Annotated in this window: 15 protein-coding genes; 7 read left to right on the top strand and 8 right to left on the bottom strand. The window is 66.5% G+C overall.

Annotated features, from left to right (window positions below):
* Positions 1 to 16 precede the first annotated feature (16 nt).
* The 5 genes from ACFYPG_RS24910 (at position 17) to ACFYPG_RS24890 (ending at position 10,191) form a co-directional block, all read left to right on the top strand.
* Positions 17 to 2,815 carry a Z1 domain-containing protein gene (locus ACFYPG_RS24910; protein WP_387354047.1) on the top strand — a complete coding sequence of 933 codons (2,799 nt, stop codon included), beginning with the start codon at positions 17 to 19 and terminating at the stop codon, positions 2,813 to 2,815.
* Positions 2,812 to 3,816: a PD-(D/E)XK motif protein gene (locus ACFYPG_RS24905; protein ID WP_387354046.1), complete on the top strand. Its 1,005-nt coding sequence runs from the start codon at positions 2,812 to 2,814 to the stop codon at positions 3,814 to 3,816. The genes ACFYPG_RS24910 and ACFYPG_RS24905 overlap by 4 nt, the downstream gene beginning before the upstream one ends.
* Positions 3,813 to 5,822: an AIPR family protein gene (locus ACFYPG_RS24900; protein ID WP_387354045.1), complete on the top strand. Its 2,010-nt coding sequence runs from the start codon at positions 3,813 to 3,815 to the stop codon at positions 5,820 to 5,822. Before ACFYPG_RS24905 ends, ACFYPG_RS24900 begins: the two co-directional genes overlap by 4 nt.
* Before the next feature lie 36 nt (positions 5,823 to 5,858).
* Positions 5,859 to 8,618 (top strand): sigma factor-like helix-turn-helix DNA-binding protein, encoded by a 2,760-nt coding sequence (locus ACFYPG_RS24895; protein ID WP_387354044.1) that lies wholly within the window; start codon positions 5,859 to 5,861, stop codon positions 8,616 to 8,618.
* Positions 8,619 to 8,967: 349 nt separating this feature from the next.
* Positions 8,968 to 10,191: an HNH endonuclease gene (locus ACFYPG_RS24890; RefSeq protein ID WP_387354238.1), complete on the top strand. Its 1,224-nt coding sequence runs from the start codon at positions 8,968 to 8,970 to the stop codon at positions 10,189 to 10,191.
* Between the two features lie 200 nt (positions 10,192 to 10,391).
* Here ACFYPG_RS24890 and ACFYPG_RS24885 read toward each other — a convergent pair whose 3' ends face one another.
* The 4 genes from ACFYPG_RS24885 to ACFYPG_RS24870 form a co-directional block, all read right to left on the bottom strand.
* Positions 10,392 to 10,646: a hypothetical protein gene (locus ACFYPG_RS24885; RefSeq protein ID WP_387354043.1), complete on the bottom strand. Its 255-nt coding sequence runs from the start codon at positions 10,644 to 10,646 to the stop codon at positions 10,392 to 10,394.
* 77 nt (positions 10,647 to 10,723) lie between these two features.
* A complete protein-coding gene (locus ACFYPG_RS24880) occupies positions 10,724 to 11,008 on the bottom strand; it encodes an alpha/beta fold hydrolase (protein ID WP_387354042.1) in 285 nt (94 codons plus the stop codon).
* An 82-nt stretch (positions 11,009 to 11,090) separates the two neighbouring features.
* A complete protein-coding gene (locus tag ACFYPG_RS24875; protein ID WP_112582320.1) occupies positions 11,091 to 11,390 on the bottom strand; it encodes a helix-turn-helix transcriptional regulator in 300 nt (99 codons plus the stop codon).
* The gene (locus tag ACFYPG_RS24870; RefSeq protein WP_205780040.1) at positions 11,387 to 11,725 is read right to left on the bottom strand and encodes a type II toxin-antitoxin system RelE/ParE family toxin; all 339 of its coding nucleotides are present in this window, start codon (positions 11,723 to 11,725) and stop codon (positions 11,387 to 11,389) included. The genes ACFYPG_RS24875 and ACFYPG_RS24870 overlap by 4 nt, the downstream gene beginning before the upstream one ends.
* A 167-nt stretch (positions 11,726 to 11,892) precedes the next feature.
* Between ACFYPG_RS24870 and ACFYPG_RS24865 the strand changes: the two genes are divergently transcribed.
* A complete protein-coding gene (locus ACFYPG_RS24865; RefSeq protein WP_387354041.1) occupies positions 11,893 to 12,321 on the top strand; it encodes a VOC family protein in 429 nt (142 codons plus the stop codon).
* A 24-nt stretch (positions 12,322 to 12,345) separates the two neighbouring features.
* Here the strand turns inward: ACFYPG_RS24865 and ACFYPG_RS24860 are convergent, their stop codons facing one another.
* On the bottom strand, positions 12,346 to 13,569 hold the full coding sequence (locus ACFYPG_RS24860) for a hypothetical protein (RefSeq protein WP_387354040.1): 1,224 nt from the start codon (positions 13,567 to 13,569) through the stop codon (positions 12,346 to 12,348).
* A 154-nt stretch (positions 13,570 to 13,723) separates the two neighbouring features.
* Here ACFYPG_RS24860 and ACFYPG_RS24855 point away from each other — a divergent pair, with 154 nt between their 5' ends.
* Positions 13,724 to 14,416 (top strand): hypothetical protein, encoded by a 693-nt coding sequence (locus ACFYPG_RS24855; RefSeq protein ID WP_387354039.1) that lies wholly within the window; start codon positions 13,724 to 13,726, stop codon positions 14,414 to 14,416.
* 76 nt (positions 14,417 to 14,492) lie between these two features.
* Here the strand turns inward: ACFYPG_RS24855 and ACFYPG_RS24850 are convergent, their stop codons facing one another.
* The 3 genes from ACFYPG_RS24850 to ACFYPG_RS24840 all read right to left on the bottom strand — a co-directional run bounded on the left by ACFYPG_RS24850 (position 14,493) and on the right by ACFYPG_RS24840 (position 17,495).
* Complete coding sequence (locus ACFYPG_RS24850; protein ID WP_387354038.1) at positions 14,493 to 15,629, bottom strand: epoxide hydrolase family protein; 1,137 nt, start codon at positions 15,627 to 15,629, stop codon at positions 14,493 to 14,495.
* Positions 15,630 to 15,773: 144 nt separating this feature from the next.
* A complete protein-coding gene (locus tag ACFYPG_RS24845) occupies positions 15,774 to 16,307 on the bottom strand; it encodes a hypothetical protein (RefSeq protein ID WP_355005515.1) in 534 nt (177 codons plus the stop codon).
* Positions 16,308 to 16,352: 45 nt separating this feature from the next.
* Positions 16,353 to 17,495: a hypothetical protein gene (locus ACFYPG_RS24840; RefSeq protein ID WP_387354037.1), complete on the bottom strand. Its 1,143-nt coding sequence runs from the start codon at positions 17,493 to 17,495 to the stop codon at positions 16,353 to 16,355.
* Positions 17,496 to 17,602: the final 107 nt, after the last annotated feature.

Here is a 17,602-nt window from a genome sequence, read left to right as displayed (position 1 = left end):
CAACGGGGAGGGCCACATGACCGCGCAGACGCAGGACAACCATGACGCGATGCAGCAGGCGATCCGGCTCGTGCTCGCACTGCTTCCTCAGGACCGTCAGGCAACGCACGACGAGATCGCGGAGAGCGTCGATCCGATCTGGGTTATGCAGCAGTCCCGCGGTCAATTGCTCGACCGGAAAGTCCTGCTCAAGGAGATCGAGTCGCGGGTTGCGGTGTGGCAGGACGACTCGGTCGGTCTGAGGGACGATCGCAACCACATCGAATGGCTCACCGAGGCTCAGCTGGAGCGCAGCTGGGACTTCTGGGACCGCTACCGTCGGTATCTTGAGGATGTCCGCCTGATGCCACCGCGGGTCGTCCGCCGACTGGACCAGAGCACAGACCGCATCCTGCGCCAGATCGAGGACCCGCGGCGTCCAGGCGCATGGCGCCGTACCGGCCTCGTGGTCGGCCAGGTGCAGTCGGGCAAGACCGGCAACTACATCGGCTTCGCCAGCAAGGCGGCCGACGCCGGTTACAAGCTCATCGTGATTCTGGCCGGCATCCACAACAGCCTCCGGAGTCAGACCCAGCTCCGGGTGGATGAGGGCCTGCTCGGCTTCGACACGCAGTACCAGCAGCGCTACGACGAGACCACGAACACCGCACGCATCGGCGTCGGAGTGATGCCCGGCGTGACGCGGCTGAAGATTGCATCATTGACGAACAGCGCGGAGGGCGGGGATTTCAAGCAGCAGATAGCCAGGAACCTCAACCTGCCGATCGGTGACTACCCCGTCGTTCTCGTGATCAAGAAGCACAAGAGCATCCTCGAGAACGTACGCAAGTGGATCGTCGAGGTTGAGGGCGTGCCCGTCGGGAACGGTAAGTCCAAGGTTGTGCGGGACATTCCACTCCTCGTCATCGACGATGAGGCGGATCACGCATCCGTGGACACGACCAAGGACGATGACACCGACCCCTCGACGATCAACCGGTCGATCAGACACCTGCTCAACAGCTTCGACAAAGCTGCGTACGTCGGATACACCGCGACCCCCTTCGCCAACATCTACATCAAGCCGAAGGCGGACCACGACACGTTCGGGCTCGACCTGTTCCCCGAGAGCTTCATCGAGAGTCTGCCTGCGCCTTCCAACTACCTTGGACCGGAGCGCGTGTTCGGGCTGAACGCGACAGACCCGGATGACGACGGCATCAGAGCTCTTCCGATCTTCCGCCCCGTTCATGGCCACGAGGCTTGGATGCCTCCGCGGCACAAGAAGGAATGGGTGCCGCCCGAGGAGCTTCCCCCGTCGCTCCGCCAAGCGATCGATGCCTTCATCCTGACCTGCGCTGCCCGTCGAGTGCGGGGACAGGGCACCCAGCACAACTCGATGCTCATCCACGTCACACGGTTCGTCAGTGTGCAGAACCGGATCCGTGACCAGATCGACGAGTACGTCAGCCTGACGCGTGACCGACTCCGCGATGGCATGGGCAGCGAAGCCGCCCATGTGCTCGCTCAACTCCGGCTCCTGTGGGAGAGGGACTTCGCCACCACCAGCGCGTCGTTCTCGGCGGAGGAAGCCTCGCGGATCCAGTGGACCGACGTTGAGAAGGAACTGCGACCAGCTCTCCGGAAGATCGATGTCCGGGCCGTCAACGGCACCTCCCGCGACGCGCTCGAGTACTACGAGAACCGCAAGGCCGGTCTGTCCGTCATCGCCGTGGGTGCGGACAAACTTTCCCGCGGCCTGACGCTGGAGGGCCTCAGCGTCAGCTACTACCTGCGCGCGTCGAGTATGTACGACACGCTGCTGCAGATGGGCCGCTGGTTCGGCTACCGCCCTGGCTACGAGGACCTGTGCCGGCTGTACACGACGACGGAGCTCTTCAACTCCTACGGGGAGATCACTGCAGCGGACAACGAGCTCCGTCAGGACTTCGCGGAGATGGCGCGTCTGGGCCAGACGCCGGAGAGTTTCGGACTGCGCGTTCGCGCTTCTCCGGCCGGCCTGGCGGTCACCGCCGCCAACAAGATGCGACGCGGCGTCAAGGTGCGGCTCAGCTACTCCGGCGAGCTTCCCGAGACGACTGTCTTCAGTCTGCATGCCGAGGCTGTCCGGCGGAACTTCGACATCCTCGAACGCTTCATCACCGGCTTGGACGAGCACAGTACTCCTCTAATCGACGGGACCAGCCTGGTCTGGCGAGGTGTGGCACCAACCGAGATCATCGACGGTTTTCTCGACGGATACATCTCCGACCGCGGCTCCTATCGGGTGCGCCCGGCGCTCATTGCGCAGTACATCCGTGGCTGCCTCGCGGTGGGCGAGCTGTCGCGTTGGACGGTGAGACTGGTGGGCACGCCCACCGGAACGCCGCGCAACATTGGCACTCAGCGACTTCGCCTCGTGACCCGTTCCCGTCCGGACGGCTTGGAACCGGAAGAAGGACGGCACACCATCAAGCGCGTGCTCAGTCCAGCGGACGAGAGCAGGGATCTCTCCGGTGAACTCCGGATACGCGCGCTGGAAGCGACGAGCGCAGCGCGTCGGCTCGAAGCCGACCGCAAGGGTAAGGAGTTCAAGGAGCCGACCATCCCCACCGGGCAGCCGCTCCGGAGGTTCCGGCCCGTGCAGGAGCCGCTACTCCTGATCTACCCGATCGAACACCCCGCGGCTGAAAACGACCCCAACCCTCCTCCGTTGGTCGGCTTCGCGATCAGCTTCCCGTTCTCGGAGCATCCGACCGAGACCGAGTACGTGGTCAATGACGTCTGGAGGCAGCTGGAGATCGATTTCTTCGACGACGAGGATCCGGACGAGTGAGGATCCGAGAAGAAGACTGGGCGTCTCTCGAGGCTGAGCATCACTCGTACGGCATCGTCGCTCGACGCCTGTTTCCGCGATCACGGCACGACATGTTTCTGGCGGTTCAGCAGCCAACGGGGAGGCGGGTGCTCCTTCTGCGGGTGCCGGCATCTGCCGGTCAGGCGATCGTCGAACGGTATCCATCGTTGCCCAACACCCGAGGTCTTGCGATCGAGTTCGCGGCGGCTCCTGACGGGAGCACCGAGCTTCGGGTCGTCCTCACTGCGGACGAGCGGCGCGAGGTCTTCAATCCGCTGATCGCCGACGTGGCCACGACCGCATCCGCAGCGGAGGGCCCCGTTGAGGCTCTGACTGCGGCCATCGAACGGTTCGAACACTGGCGTCATCTCCTCCAGTCCATCCGCGACACAGGGCTCAGTGAAGAGGCACGACGAGGTCTCTTCGGGGAACTACTCGTCCTACGCGACCACCTTTGTCCGGTCCTGCCGCCTCGGGAGGCGGTGGCGGCCTGGCGCGGGCCGATGGGAGCGAATCAGGACTTCGAACTGGCGACCTGTGCCATCGAGGTCAAGACCGGGACGGGAAGAAACCCTCGGAGCATCGTCATCGCGAGCGAGCGTCAGCTCGATGACACCGGGACCGATCTTCTGCTGCTGGCCCATCTCTCGCTGGACGAGCGTCGGGGCGGCTCGGGCGAGTCGCTCAACGCCATCGTCGGCTCGCTGAGGGAGGCGTCGCTAGCGGCGGTGCGAGCAGAACTGGATGATCTGCTCATCAGTGCCGGCTACCTCTCCGAACACCGGCATCTGTACGACGAGCTCCGCTACACCGTCCGGGGAACGGACTTCTGGCACGTCACCGGCGACTTCCCGCGCATCACGGAGGCTGACCTACGGCCAGGGGTAGGGGGTTGCCGCTACCGAATCAGCACAATTGGCCTAGATCAGTACGGTCTCTCCGCCGAGCGGACAGCCAGCATTGTCAAGGGGGAGGCATGAGCCAGACCAGCCTGTCGGCCTACGCACAGGAGCTCGTCGCCGACGTGCTCGCCACAGCGGAAGCAGAGAACGCCACCGCTCCGGACACCTTCACCCGACGGGTGCTGGATGAGCTGGAGCAGGCCGGCGAGGTGGAAAACACCTTCACCGCGTACCACAAGGCCCTCGGTCTTGAGGTCAACGGCTACGGCATGAACGAGTCCCTCGGGACCCTGGATCTGTTCATCACCCAGTTCAGCCTTCAGCCGGAGGAGGGTCGCCTGACTCGGAGCCAGGCCGAGGCGAACTTCAAGCGGCTGCTGACCTTCGTGCGCAAGTGCCGTGACGGTCTAGCCAGGGACATCGATGAGTCGTCGGACGTGCATGACATGTGCGTCGCGGTCGAGAAGGCTCTGCCCAATGCTCCACGGATCCGACTGTTCCTCCTGACGGACACCGTAAGCGCAGTCTCGACGCTGCCACCCGGCGAGCTGGACGGTCTCACCGTTACCCATGAGGTCTGGGACCTCACCCGGCTCCACCGGTTGGCTTCCTCGGGAACGCTCAGCGAGCCGATCGCGGTCGAATTCGATCCACCGCTCCCCTGCCTCGCCACGCCCGAAACCGACCGCAACTACTCGGTCTTCCTGGCGATCATTCGAGGACAGGATCTGGCTGACCTTTACGGCCGGCACGGCACACGGTTGCTGGAGCTGAATGTCCGGTCGTTCCTGCAGACCAAGGGTGGGGTCAACAAGGGCATCCGGGACACACTTCTGCACAACCCGGACCGTTTTCTGGCCTACAACAACGGCATCACCGCCACTGCTTCGACCGTCGATTTCACCGAACTGCCCGAGGGCGGCCAGGCGATCAGCAAGATCCACGATCTGCAGATTGTCAACGGCGGTCAGACCACGGCCTCGATCCACTACGCGCACACGCGTGACAAGGCGGATCTCAGCCGCGTCCACGTACAGATGAAGCTGACCCGGGTCTCCCCCGATCGCCTGCCGGAGATCGTTCCGGAGATCTCCAAGTACTCGAACACCCAGAACAAGGTCACGGTCGTTGACTTCAGCTCCAACCACCCGTTCCACGTGGCCATCGAGCAGGTCACGCGATCGCTCTGGGCGCCGGCAGCGGACGGAAGCGGCCAGGAGACGAAGTGGTTCTACGAGCGCGCCCGAGGGCAGTACACCGACGCCTTGGCCCGCGAACGCACCCCCGCGAACCAGCGCAGGTTCAAGAGCCTGCATCCGACCGGCCAAAAGTTCACCAAGGCTGACGCGGCCAAGTTCATCCATTCCTGGGCCGGTCTTCCCTACCTGGTAAGCCGAGGGGCCGAGAAGAACTTCCGCGAGCTCATGATGCGGATGGGCGAGAATGCCCCAGCTGTCAACGTCAGCTACGCACAACGTCTGCTCGGCAAGGCGATCTTGTTCAAGGCCACTGACAAGATCGTCGCGGCGAGGGACTTCGGCGGATACAAGATCAACATCACTTCGTACTCGATCGCCCGACTGGCGGAGGCCACCAACCGGCGCGTCGACCTGGACCGCCTATGGCGGGAACAGGGCCTGTCACCTGCGCTCGCCGCCGCCCTCGACGATCTGTGTGCACCCGTGCGTGAGGTGATCGTCAATCCGTCCAGGGGAGGGACCAACATCGGCGAGTGGGCGAAGCGCCCGGACTGCTGGGAGGCGGTGCTCGCCATCCCGTGGACCGTTCCCGACGATCTCTTGACGGAGTTGACGGAACAGCCGCTCGATGACAGTGCTCCGCCGGACCCGGATGACACCACCGGAGGCGATGTCGCTCTGGTGATGGCCGTTTCCGCCCTCGAATGGTTTGCTCTGGCCAGATGGGCCAAGGAGACGAGGAACCTCCAACCCTGGCAGCGACAGCTCGCTGAGACTGTCGGCCGCTACATCAACAACAACTGGCCGATCGTCGAAAAGCAGGCATCCCAGGCACTGCGGGTCAGGGCCGAGGCACAGCGGCTCGGATTCAAGAGCGCGCCCTGATGTGATGGCGCATCGCACGAGCATGAAGGGAACAGTGTGACCAGCGCAGTATTTGCGGATCTCCCTCCCGAGGCGTATCAGGACGCGTCCTGGATCCAGGTGCTGCCCTGGCTCACTCATCACACTCCCGCAACTGCACGGGAACTCACCGAACTCACTCCATCGCCCGACTGGTGGCTCACGGAGTCCCCTGCGGTCACGACGATGACGGCCGACCACGAGGCTCTTTGTCGTCACCTCGCCCGACTCTTCCTGGTGCGGCACTCGGAGGATGCCTTCGGACCCAGTTTCCCGACGGTCTCCCGCAGCCTGCCCCTGTCCACCCTTTCGACAGGAGCCCGCGCCAGGACCGCGTTCCAGAGGCTTCTGGTGCAGACCGTAGCTGATCTTGAGTCGATGTCCGTCAGGGACCTGTATGACGTGCGCGGCACGGGGCAGGGCACGGTCGAGGAGGTCATCTCCGCGCTCGTGTCCGCCGCCATCGTGCGGCCCGGCGATCTGAACGACGGGTTTTTCCCCGACAGCGAAGATCTAGCGGAGTCTGCGTCGACGGCAGCGCTGCCTCCGGCGCAGGCACAGTTGTTGGAGGACCTTGGGCAACTGGCGGCGTGGCGCCATATCCGACAACGCGGCGAGCAGCCTCTGCTCAAGGTCGTCATCGACGACGGAGCGCCCGAGCAGATCCAGGAGGTGGCGCTCCGGCTGAACTCCTTGACCGCCGGAGACATCGCCGGAAGTATCCTTACGTCCGATCCCGTCCTCGAATTCACCGCACTTTTGTCCGATTTCGATGATCGACAATTGCGCATTCTGCGGGACAGGTTCCTCGGCAGACCTCCGAAGAAGCTTGCTCAACTCGCGAACGAGTTCGATGTTTCGCGCGAGCGTGTCCGTCAGATCGAAAACAAGATCAGGGAGCTGCTCGCCGGGACCTTCCACTTCGGCACCAGCATCGGCAATCTCCTCGCCAGTCTCCGAGCTGAGATCCAACCGATCGCCGCGCTGAACCGCCTGATCACACTGCATCCTGATCTCGCCCGTGACGTTCCCGGCGTCGACGTGCCGCTGTGGCTGGTGCTCGACCGCCTCGACGACTACTTCGAGGTCACCGACGGGTGGGCTGCGGCGCCTGACGTGAATGCAGCCCGCGAGCAGACGCGAACGCTTCTTGAGGACTTCGCGACTGAGCACGGTCTTGTTGACCTCGCCGCGGTCACCGCAGCCACCGCCATGCCCAGGACCGAATTGCTCGAATGGTTGACCTGGTGCGGCTATACGCTTCACAACAACCAGGTCCTGACCCGCATCCGATCGCTCAGCGATCACGCGGCAGGGTTACTGGCAGCGACGGGCGAGCCCCTCCACATCGACGAGCTGCAGCTGCAGATGGGCCGCGACAACAGCATCCGTAGCCTCGCCAACCAACTCGGCGAGGATGAGCGCTTCGTCAGGACCGACCGGGCGACGTGGGGGCTAGCCAGCTGGAAGATGGAGGAGTACACGTCCATCCGGCAGCAGATCGGCTTGGAACTTGCCGCAGCGGGAGGCCAGATTGAAATCGCCCGGCTGATCGATTCCATCACCAGCCGTTTCGACGTGTCGTCCAGCAGTGTCCAGGCCTATGCCGGCAACGGCGACTACGAGATCGCGCAGGGCGTCGTGCGACGTCGAGAATCGCCGGTGGCACCGCGCAAGGCCCCGACCGCCACCCGCCGCCTCTTCCGACATGGTGACTGGTGGAAATTCCGCATCACCATCACCCGCGATCACCTCCGAGGTTCGGGCTTCCCTGTCCCCTCTGGCGTAGCGAACCTCGTCGGATGCTCGCAAGGGGAGGTGGTCGAGTTGGAGTCGGATCTGGGCACTCAGAGCATCCGATGGACAGGACTGCAGCCTGCGAGCGGCACCATCAAGAGGTTCCTGGATCGACTTGAGGCCCGGGAGGGACAGACCGCCTTCCTCGAGTTCGGTCCGTACGGGCGGTTCAACCTCTCGATCGATGATCGGGTCGCCCTGGAGGCGGACCAGCTGGATCAGGCCGTGTCCTTAATCGGCGCCGAGGGGGTCGGGACCCCTGAAGAGGCGACGATGGCGCTCGCCTATTCAGTTGGTCTTCCACTCGATGCGAAGCCGCGGCAGATTCTCGCGGCCTATCGGCAGCGCGGGGACGATGACATCGCGGGGCTCCTGGAGCAGGTGTGGACGCGCCCTCGGCATCAATGGGTGAACCAGGCGGAGGTTGTCGATCATATCGCTGCCGAGACAGGGCAGAACGAACCCGGCGAGGCCGATAGCGAGAACGAGACAACTGCCCATAACGACCTGGACAACAACAGTACCGACACGGACGAACTGACCGAGAGCGAATCCGCGGATCAGGACGACGATCAGCTCCTGGTGGGCTGGGTGCCGGTGCCGACGGGCTATCGCAGTGTCGGTTGGGTTCGGCCGCACGAGGCGGAGGCGGCTGTGCTGGCCTACCAACTGCACGCCGATGTTCCCGTGCACGACGGCGAAAAAATCACGGGCTGGGCCAGGTACGTCGATGACAGCTCTATTGACGCCTCGAAGTTCCGCGCGAACGTCACGGTGGTCCGGTCCCGGACGCATGGGGAGCGGATCGTCTGCTGGATCCGCGAGCATGAAGCGTTCAGCATCACCCAGGCGGCGGTCGAGGAGCGTTCGGTGCCAATTCTCGGCCCTGATGAAACGATCACGGGCCTCGTCGAGTATTTCCGGCCGGGAAGCGCGGCGGCCGAACGTTACAGGAGCACGACCCGACTCCTGCGCGCGTAACTGCGGAGGCAGAGGGCTGACAGCGAGGATGTGAAGGGCCGCTGACGGCCCGTTCGCTGAATGTTCGAGACGACCGAGGCGGCCGTGACCCCCATCCGAAGGGTGGAGGTGACGGCCGCCTCGGCACCCGGTCACAAGCGGTTGGAAGACGCATCTGCCACCCGGCTGCTGGCAACAGCCAATTCCTCGGCGGTGAAGAGCGATCGGAACTGCGGATGTGGAACCACCGCCTCGGCTAGCAGATCCACGCGACCCCGTTCGCAGTACCGACGCGCAGCCGGCTGCGTTTCATCTCCTCCTCGCTGACGGTCTCGCGGATCCGGGTGAGCAGGTAGAGAGTTTGTCACTGGTGCTGAGCAGGTTGACCACGCAGATGGTCCGGCCGGCGTACGCGGAATCGGTGACGATCGCTGCAACCCATGCGACCAGAGCCTCGGCCTCGGGCGACCTCGACGTCGCCACAGGTGGTGAGGTCCTGCCGGATGCCCTCGGGCACGTGCACCGAAATCACCGGGTCGCCGATCGACTGCCCGAAGCGCCCCGTGAGTCAGCATTGAGGGGCAGCGGCGCTGGTGCGGTTGCTGTAGAAACCTCTGCCATGAGCCGTGCGTGGAGTCTGACCATCGACGAGTCGGAGCGGCAGTTCGCTGGAAACCTTGGGTACACCGACGTTCTCGGCAGCACGTACGCTTGGGACAGCACGGTCCCGAACCACCGCGCTGTTCAACCTGGTGATTTGGCCGTCCTGCGCAACAGTGGCCATGTGCTCGGCGTCGGCTGGATCGACGACATCCAGACCGAGGCGGCTACGAAGGTAAGGCGTCGCTGCCCCCGCTGCGGCAACACCGCCTTCAAGACACGAAAGGAGTTGACCCCACGCTACAAGTGCTCACCCTGCCAGTATCTGTTCGACGAACCCGCTCAGGAACAGATAAATGTCACCGTTCATGTGTGCGACTACACTCGCACTTGGAGGCCGACAGCAGACCTTCGTGTGATGGATATAGCGTCTGCATATCTCAATCGATCGGCTCAGCAGTCGATACGGCCACTGCACCCCGAACTGATCACCCGGCTGCTCGAAAAGGCCTATGACCCCGGCCTCCGATGGTGGGTCGAAGCCACAGACCCACGGCTACCGGCTGGACATCGATCCCGGCTGGGCCAGGTTCGCATCGGTCAAGCTCAGTTTCGTCAGGTACTGCGCCAACGATTCGGGGACCGCTGTCTCATAACCGGACCGCAACCCCCGCAAGCCATCGAAGCGGCTCACCTATACCGCTACTGCGACACGCCGAAGCATGATATCGCCGGCGGCGTCCTCCTCCGCCGAGATCTTCACTCGCTCTACGACTGCCTTCTTCTCGCCATCGATCCCTCGAATTGGACTGTGCGTCTGAGCCCTTCTCTCGACGCGTTTCCAGATCTGGCTCAGCTCGGTGGAAGGCAACTAGCCATCCCGCCTCAGGTCCGTCCACGTAAGGAGTATTTGTTGGCTCATCTGAGATGGGCCACAGATCTCTGGAACCACCAGGGAGCGAGTGCTGGAAAGGCGCTACCGGCAGTCGAATAAGTGGTTGAGCGGCCGAGTTCCGGCCGAGACAGGTCCGGAGATCGAAGACGTCTACGGTTGCCGACCCGACTCGGACAGAAAGGCGCTGACCGCAGCGGCGAACTGCGCTTCGGCATCGTGATGCACAAGTGACCTGCTGCAGCTCGACAAGCCGGGCCGGGGCGACGGGCGATCATCTCGCGAGCGTGATCGGCCGCCAACTAGTCGCTGCGCGTACCACGGATCAGAAGGGTGGGGCAGGACACCGCGACGCAGTCCGTCCAGTGGTCGCCGTTGAGCGTTTTCTGGGACGCCACCGTGTCATCGATGTCGAACGAGAAGCCCCAGCCGTCTTCCGACTGACGAAAGGAGCACTCGAGATAGGGAGCCGCCACACCCAGAGCCGAGGCCAGCGCGTCGCGGGTTGGCGCGCGGCGAGGGAGGCTTGTGGTGAACGACCAGTCGCAGTCCACCACCGCGCCGATGTCCTCGACGATCAGCGCGGTGACCCGGTTTGCATGCCGGCTGGAGTACTGGTAGGCGTTCGCCCCGCCTAGTGTGTGCCCCAGCCCGCAGCGGGACCAGCCTTCAGATGCTGGTGGAGCGCGGCGACGTCGGCAACGTTGTCGTCCCGCTCATAGCTTTCGGCACGGTCGGACTCGCCATGCCCACGCTGGTCGAGCGCGATCACCCGCCATTGCGGTGCCAACGCATCGGCCAGCGGCGCGAACGTCGAAGCTTCGTTGTAGTGCCCGTGCAGAGCCAGAAGGGGCTGACCCGGACCGCCAAAGTCCAGATACGAGAGCCTCCGACCGCCGACCGCGAAGAACTCCCGCATGACCTGGCATCCTAGATCAACGACCGCCGGCTACCGTTGCGCGAACACGTCTCCCGTTGATCGGGACAGGCATCGGATGTGGTCAAGCCGCATCCGCGTTCGAGGCGAACCTGACGTCCAGCCTCCGATCCAGGGCACGGGCCAAGCGCTCCAGGACCGGCAAGGTCGGTACGGTCCCGCCTGCCTCGAAGCGAGCCACCGCGGACTGAGTCATGCCGGCGGCGCGGGCCAACTGGCTCTGACTCCAGCCGTGCCCTTCGCGCAGGTGGCGCACCTCCTGCCCGAGCTCGAAGGCGATCCGGGTGGCCTCGTAGGTCTCGGCCGCCCCTGGCTCCGCCATCCGGCGCTCACGCAGGTCGTTCCAGTCCAGGCGATCACTCATCGCTCTGCCCCCTCGTTCACGATGTGCCGCTCTGCCACGCACCGCTCGAATGCGCGGCGAGCCCGCTCGACTTCCCGGTCCTCCCGCATTCGCGTCTTGCGGAACACCGTGAGCAGGATGATTCTCCGGTCAGAGGCTATCCAGTACGTCACGCGGACCGCGTCGCGCTCTAGATAAAACCGCAGCTCACGCAACTTGCCGTCGAGCTGTCTGCTGTGCGGCTCTCCGAGCAACACACCTCGGCCAGCCAATAGATCGATGTAGAACGCCGCTCGGGCGAAGTCGGCAGTTGGCAGTTCCTCCAGCCAGTCTCGAACCTCTGGTTCCAGCTCCACGCTACCCCAACCCATAGCAACGATGCTATGGGTTGGATCGTTCCCACCGAACTTCATCGAACGCGTGTCGGCGATGACTTCGGCGGTGCTCTTGCCGCGCCTGAGGCGGCAACGACGTCGAGGCCGCCTACCACGTCCCTGAACGGCTGGGCGTTAGGTTGAAGACCATGGAGCAGCGGATCAGCCTGATCACCCTGGGAGTCGCGGACGTGGCCCGCGCGAAAGCCTTCTACGAGCAGCTCGGCTGGCGAGGCCAGGAGGTCGAGGAGACGGTCTTCTTCCAGGCCGGCGGCCTGGCTCTCGTCCTCTGGGGCCGCGACAAGCTAGCCGAGGACGCGGGCATCGAAGGTCCGGGCACCGGCGCGATGACCCTCGCCCAGAACGTCCGCTCCCAAGCAGAGGTCGACGAGGTGATCGCCACGGCGACCAAGGCCGGCGCGACGGTGACCAAGCCAGCTCGGGAGACCTTCTACGGCGGCTACGCCGGCTACTTCGCCGACCCGGACGGCCACCTCTGGGAGATCGCCTGGAACCCCGGCTTCACCCTCGCGGAGGACGGCTCCCTCACCGTCCCCGACTTCAGCGCCACGAACTGAGCAGACGGGAGGCGGAGACGTCGATCAGGGCGCCGGAGACGGGCAGAGCAGCGGGTCCAGCACCGGTAGCTGAACAGGGTCCAGGCAGATAGCCAGCAATCCCGGATCCGGCGAGGGCGTAGGCGTAGCCGTCGGCGTTGCGGTCGCAGTTGGCACCGGCGAGGCCGACGCGACGGGCGGCGTAGGAGGAGCCGAAACGGGCGGGGCTGTCGTCGGCACCGAAGTGGCCGACGGGGTCGGCACGACGGACGGCGTAGCGGCCGGCGGCAGGGCCACCGCCACCACCGGTGACGGCACTGTGGAGACCTCTGCCGGGGCAGACGGCCGGACAGCCGGGACGGACTGCGGGTTCCACACGGCGCTGTCGGCCGAACCGACCCTCGACCTGGGTGCCACCGGACCGGTCGGAACAAGAACCGTCCCAGCCGTCGGCACGTCCAAGGCGATGATCTCCGCCGAGGGCACCGGCCCGCGAGGACCCCATGCGCCAGGCCCCAGAGCATTGGGCCCCAGAGCACCCGGGCCGAGCGTCACGACCACCACGGCGGCGACGGCGGCAGCGCCGAGCGCCCGCCGGTCGGGGCGTACCGCCGTCAGCGGCGCGTCGTCGGGGTCCACCAGCAGAGGAGGCGCGGGCGGAGCCGCCCGGTGCGCGGCCAGCAGCGCGTCCATCTGCGCGATGACGGCAGCGCGATCGTTGGCAGCCGCGAGGGTGAGATAGAAGCGGAAGTTCACCACGGCACCGGCCGGGACCAGCAGCCCGTCAAGTCGACAGCGGTCCGGCAGCAGGGTGACCGGCACATCGGGGTGGTGGGCGGGGCCGATCAAATCGGCGTACCGCCATTCGCGCCGGTGCTCCCGGCCGCCGAAGGCGACGCGTCGACTGGTCACCACGGCCATGCCGCTGTCGACGATCCGCAGTCCCGGCGGCAGGTCCTCGGAAGAGGGCTCAGCGAAGGAACAGGAGCCGCCCGGCCTGGGCAGGCCGGGGACGTGCCGTGCCTCCGCCTCTACCAGCGTGGCGACGGGGAGGACGCGGAAGACGAGTTCGTCGTCGTCGAGCTCCACCGGTAGGCCGGTGCGGGGCTGCGTACACCCGAGGAAGCTGGCGGCTTCGATGCGGAGCCGCGCCAGGTGGTCGCCGCGGTGCCGCCAGGCGTCGGTGGCGTCGCGGTACGCGCGCTGCCGGCGCTCGTTCTCGCGCTCGGCCCAGGCGATCCGCCAGGGGGCGTGGGCCACAGAGGTCACGGTCACACGCGGTACAACCGCTCACGTACGTGACAGGCAACGCGACCGGGATCGATGCATCCCGTTGCGCCCGAAAGGAGAGAATTGACGGGCACCGAAGCCCCCGTTGCCGGGCTAGCCTGCGCGTGATCCCTAACAGCGGAGGAGCTTCCTGGTGCTCGATGACATGCGCGTGCTGCGGGCGGCGGTACGCGACTATCGCCTGGCGGCGACGGCTGCCGGCCTCGACTGGCCGGACTACGGCGAGTCGCCCGCCGGGCAGCCACCGGCGCAGGTCACGCGGATTTTCGGCGTGGATCATATCGCGGAGCAGTTGACCTGGTTGCACGCGCAGCGCTGGCCCGACCGGCAGGTGCTGCCCGACGTGGGGTGGCTGATGCCATGGCCGGAGGACGGGGACGCGCTCCACTATCTGGGGTTGTCGATCGGCACGCCGTTTCCCTGGCGGCACCAACTGCCATTGTTCTTCTTCGATGTCGTTCTCTACACGTTCGTGCTGGCCGGCGACCACGAGGGTGAGATCTGGCGCTACGAGATCTCACCCGACGCCTGGGACTCGGTTCGCGCCGCCACCAGCCTGGCCACCCTCTTCGAACAATGGACCAGGGGAATCGCCGCCGGGGTGGTCGTCTACGACGAGCAGAGCAAGTGGCTCCTGGTCCGCGACCTGGACTCCGCTCCCGACCTCGACCCGCTGGCCTTCCCGGTGGCCCCGCTGGAGGAGACGCTACTGCGAGCGCGGCAGCGCGAGTGCGGGGTCGACATGGCCATCGTCGAGGACGGCTTTTCGTACACCGAGGAGTTGTCCGACGCCATCGACGCCGCCAAGGCGTCGATCGGCGCGTAGTCCGTGCCGACGGCTGTCCGGGTGGGCACCCGAACAGCCGCCGGCCAGGCCGGACGCTACGAGGCCGGGGCGATGACTACGGGCGCAGCGAGGTGAAGAACTCCCTCAGCTCACCGGCGAGCAGATCCGGCTCCTCCAACGGCATGAAGTGCCCGCCCCGGCCCGGTTCGCTCCAGTGCCGGATGTCGGTGCAGGCCCGCTCCGCGATCGAGCGGGGGAAGTTTGCCTGCGCGGGTTCGGTGCTCACCGTGAACGCGGCGGGCACGGTGATGTCGGGTCGTGGTGTGTTGTGGTCGAAGTCGGCGTACTGCCGGAACGACGAGCCGACGGTGCCCGACACCCAGTACAGCGTGATGATGGTGAGCAGGGTGTCCCGGTCGATGCTGTTTGCCAGGTCGCCGTGGTTGTCGCTCCAGTCCCGGTACTTGTCGACGATCCACGCGGCCAGCCCGGCGGGCGAGTCGGCCAGCGCCGCCGCCAGGGTGTCCGGGCGGGTGCCCATGATGGCGCTGTAGCCGCCGTCGGTCTCGTCGTACGCGGCTTCGGCGTCCAGGAACGCCTGCTCGGCCGGCGACAACGGACGGGCGTCGAAGCTGGCCGGGAACGGTGGATGGATCATGTGGATGCCGGCCACCTGCTCCGGGTACAGGGCACCGAGCCAGCCGGTGACCACTCCACCGACGTCGCCGCCGAAGGCACCGTAGCGCTGGTAGCCGAGCACGTCGGTCATCAACTCGTGCAGGGTCCGAGCCAGCAGCGCCCGGGTCACCGGCTCGTTCGGCGCCTCCGAGAAACCGAAGCCGGGCAGTGAGGGCACCACCACGTCGAACGCGCCGCCGGGCCGGTCGGGGTCGGTCAGTCGATCGACCAGCGGCAGCATCTCGACGAAGCTGCTGGGCCAGCCGTGGCTGAGGATCAACGGCAACGGCGCTGGCGCGCCGGCCGGGCGCGCGGCCCGGACGTGCAGGAAGTGCAGCTTCCGGCCGCCGACGAGGGCCAGGTGCTGGGGGTACGCGTTGAGCCCGGCTTCCCGAGCCCGCCAGTCGAAGCCGTCGTGCCAGTAGGACACCAGGTCCCGCAGGTAGTCGGGATCGACGCCGCCCTGCCACGGTTGGGTGCCGCTGCGGTCGGTGAAGCGGGTACGGGCCAGTCGAGCCCGCAGGTCGTCGAGAACCGCATCGGAGACGTCGATGCGGAATGAAGAGACAGACATTGGTCCTCCGGAAAAGGAGGGCGCTCCCCGACGCGAGAGGTCAGCTGAGGGGGACGGCGGAGAGGAGCGCCCAGGAATGACGGTGGATGGTCACCGGGCTCACCTCCTCTCGTGGCTGACGACGATCACCGTACCGGACGGTGATCAGCCGGCTCGTCGGCGGTACGGCTGCGGGCCGTGGGTCGGGAACCGCGACTGGGTACGCGGTGGGTACGCCTCGCAGTGCTCGACCCAGTGTTCGGCGGCGGTGGCCAGGGCGTCAGCGGAGACGGTGAGGATCAGCGGGTAGATGGCGCTGGACGGCCGGCGCATCCACGGTGGCAGTGACTCGGCGGAGAACTCCACTGTCAGCTCCAGCCGGCGGCGGCGCAGCACCCGGCTGCGCAGGGCCAGGTTGGGTTCGGTGAAGCGGACCGTCGCCGGTGGCGCGCTCAGCCCGAGGGCGGCGGTGGCCTGCCCGTGCAGCCAGCCGCCGAGCGCGCGGGCCTCCTCGACCATGAGGCTCGGGTAGTGGTGTGACCAGGTCTGGCCGTCGGCGGTGCGGGCGTCCACCTCGATGAGCAGCCAGTCGTGCCAGCCGGGCGTGGCCCCGTCCAGGTCGTCGGGCGGGTCGATGCCGGGCTGGTAGCCCACGGGGCGTACCCGCACCCGAGCGCCATCGTCAGACCGGATCTCCACTCGATCATTCTGGCCGAGCGAAGCGGACTTCAGGCCCCGAATCGGTCACTTCGTGATGGTCCGCCGCACGCCCTGGTGCCCGGCGCAGGCGTTGGACCGGCCACCGGCCAGGCTCACCGAACCGTCGCGGCACTGCACGAGGTAACCGCGTCCGGCCCAGAACTGGGGTACGCAGTCGAACCAGTCGCACACCTCGACGGCCGGCTTGCGGATCCGCGTGCCACCGCAGAAGTCGTACCCCAGCGGGTTTTCCGGTGCTCCGCAGCGGGAGCTCTGGGTCGCGCTGGGCGACGGGCGTGGTGACTTTGTCGGCTTCGGCGGCGGGGATTTCAGGGCGAGCGCCGGGCCGATCCGCGCGGGTGCGGCGCTGACGGTGGGCGCCGGGGTGGCTGCGGCGGCAACCTCCGCGCCACCTCTCGGGTCGGACGGGTTCGACTCGATGAGTGCCGCCGGCACCAGCAGCGCGATGGCCGCCGCCACAGCGATGCTCCTGCGGCCGCCGGGCACGAACGACGACAGTCGCGCCTGCCCGGGGGTGGCCGCGGCCGGCCGGAACGGCTTGAGCTGGGCGTGCTCGGCGATCAACTCGTCGAGTTGGGCGATCACCGCCGCGCGCTGTTCGATCGCGTCGGCGAAGGCCAGGGTGAGCTTGAACCGGAAGTCCGGCGCGGCGTCGGTGGGCAGCAACAACCCGGAGATACGCCGCCGGTCCAGCACCTGGATCAGGCTGACCGGGGCCGCCGGGTCGTGGGACAGGCCGGTTATCCGGCCGTACGCCCAGTCGCGCCGGCCCCGCCCGCCGAGCAGCACGAGTCTACGGCTGGTGATCACGGCCATGCCGGCGTCGGTGACGCGTACGCCGTCCGGGCGGCGCGGGCGCAGCGGCCCGGTTCCCGGGGCGACGGTGAGGTCCGGCGCGGGCAGTACCGCGGTGTGCCGTACCTCGACCAGTTGCGCCGCGGGTAGCACCCAGAGCACCACCTCGTCGGCGGCCAACTCCAATGCCAGCCCGGCGCCGGCGGCGGCCGAGCCCTGGAAGTCGGCGGCCAGGGCGCGTAGCCGCCGTAACTCGTCGTCGCGTCGCCGCCACGCCGTCTCAGCGCCGCGGTACGTGCTGACCCGCCGCACGTTCTGCCGGTGCGCCCACCGGTACCGCCAAGTGGAACCCGTCGAATCAGTCTTCGCCACGCCGACTCCTTCGCCGCGCAGGCCACCAATCTGGGGTGTCACACGGTTTAACAGGTGCGGCGCGGCACCCGGAAACGCCGAAACGGGCGAACTACCCGATCGGCGGA

This window comes from Micromonospora sp. NPDC005553 (assembly GCF_042871765.1).
Lineage (GTDB): Bacteria > Actinomycetota > Actinomycetes > Mycobacteriales > Micromonosporaceae > Micromonospora.
This window is presented reverse-complemented; position numbering and strand designations above follow the sequence as displayed.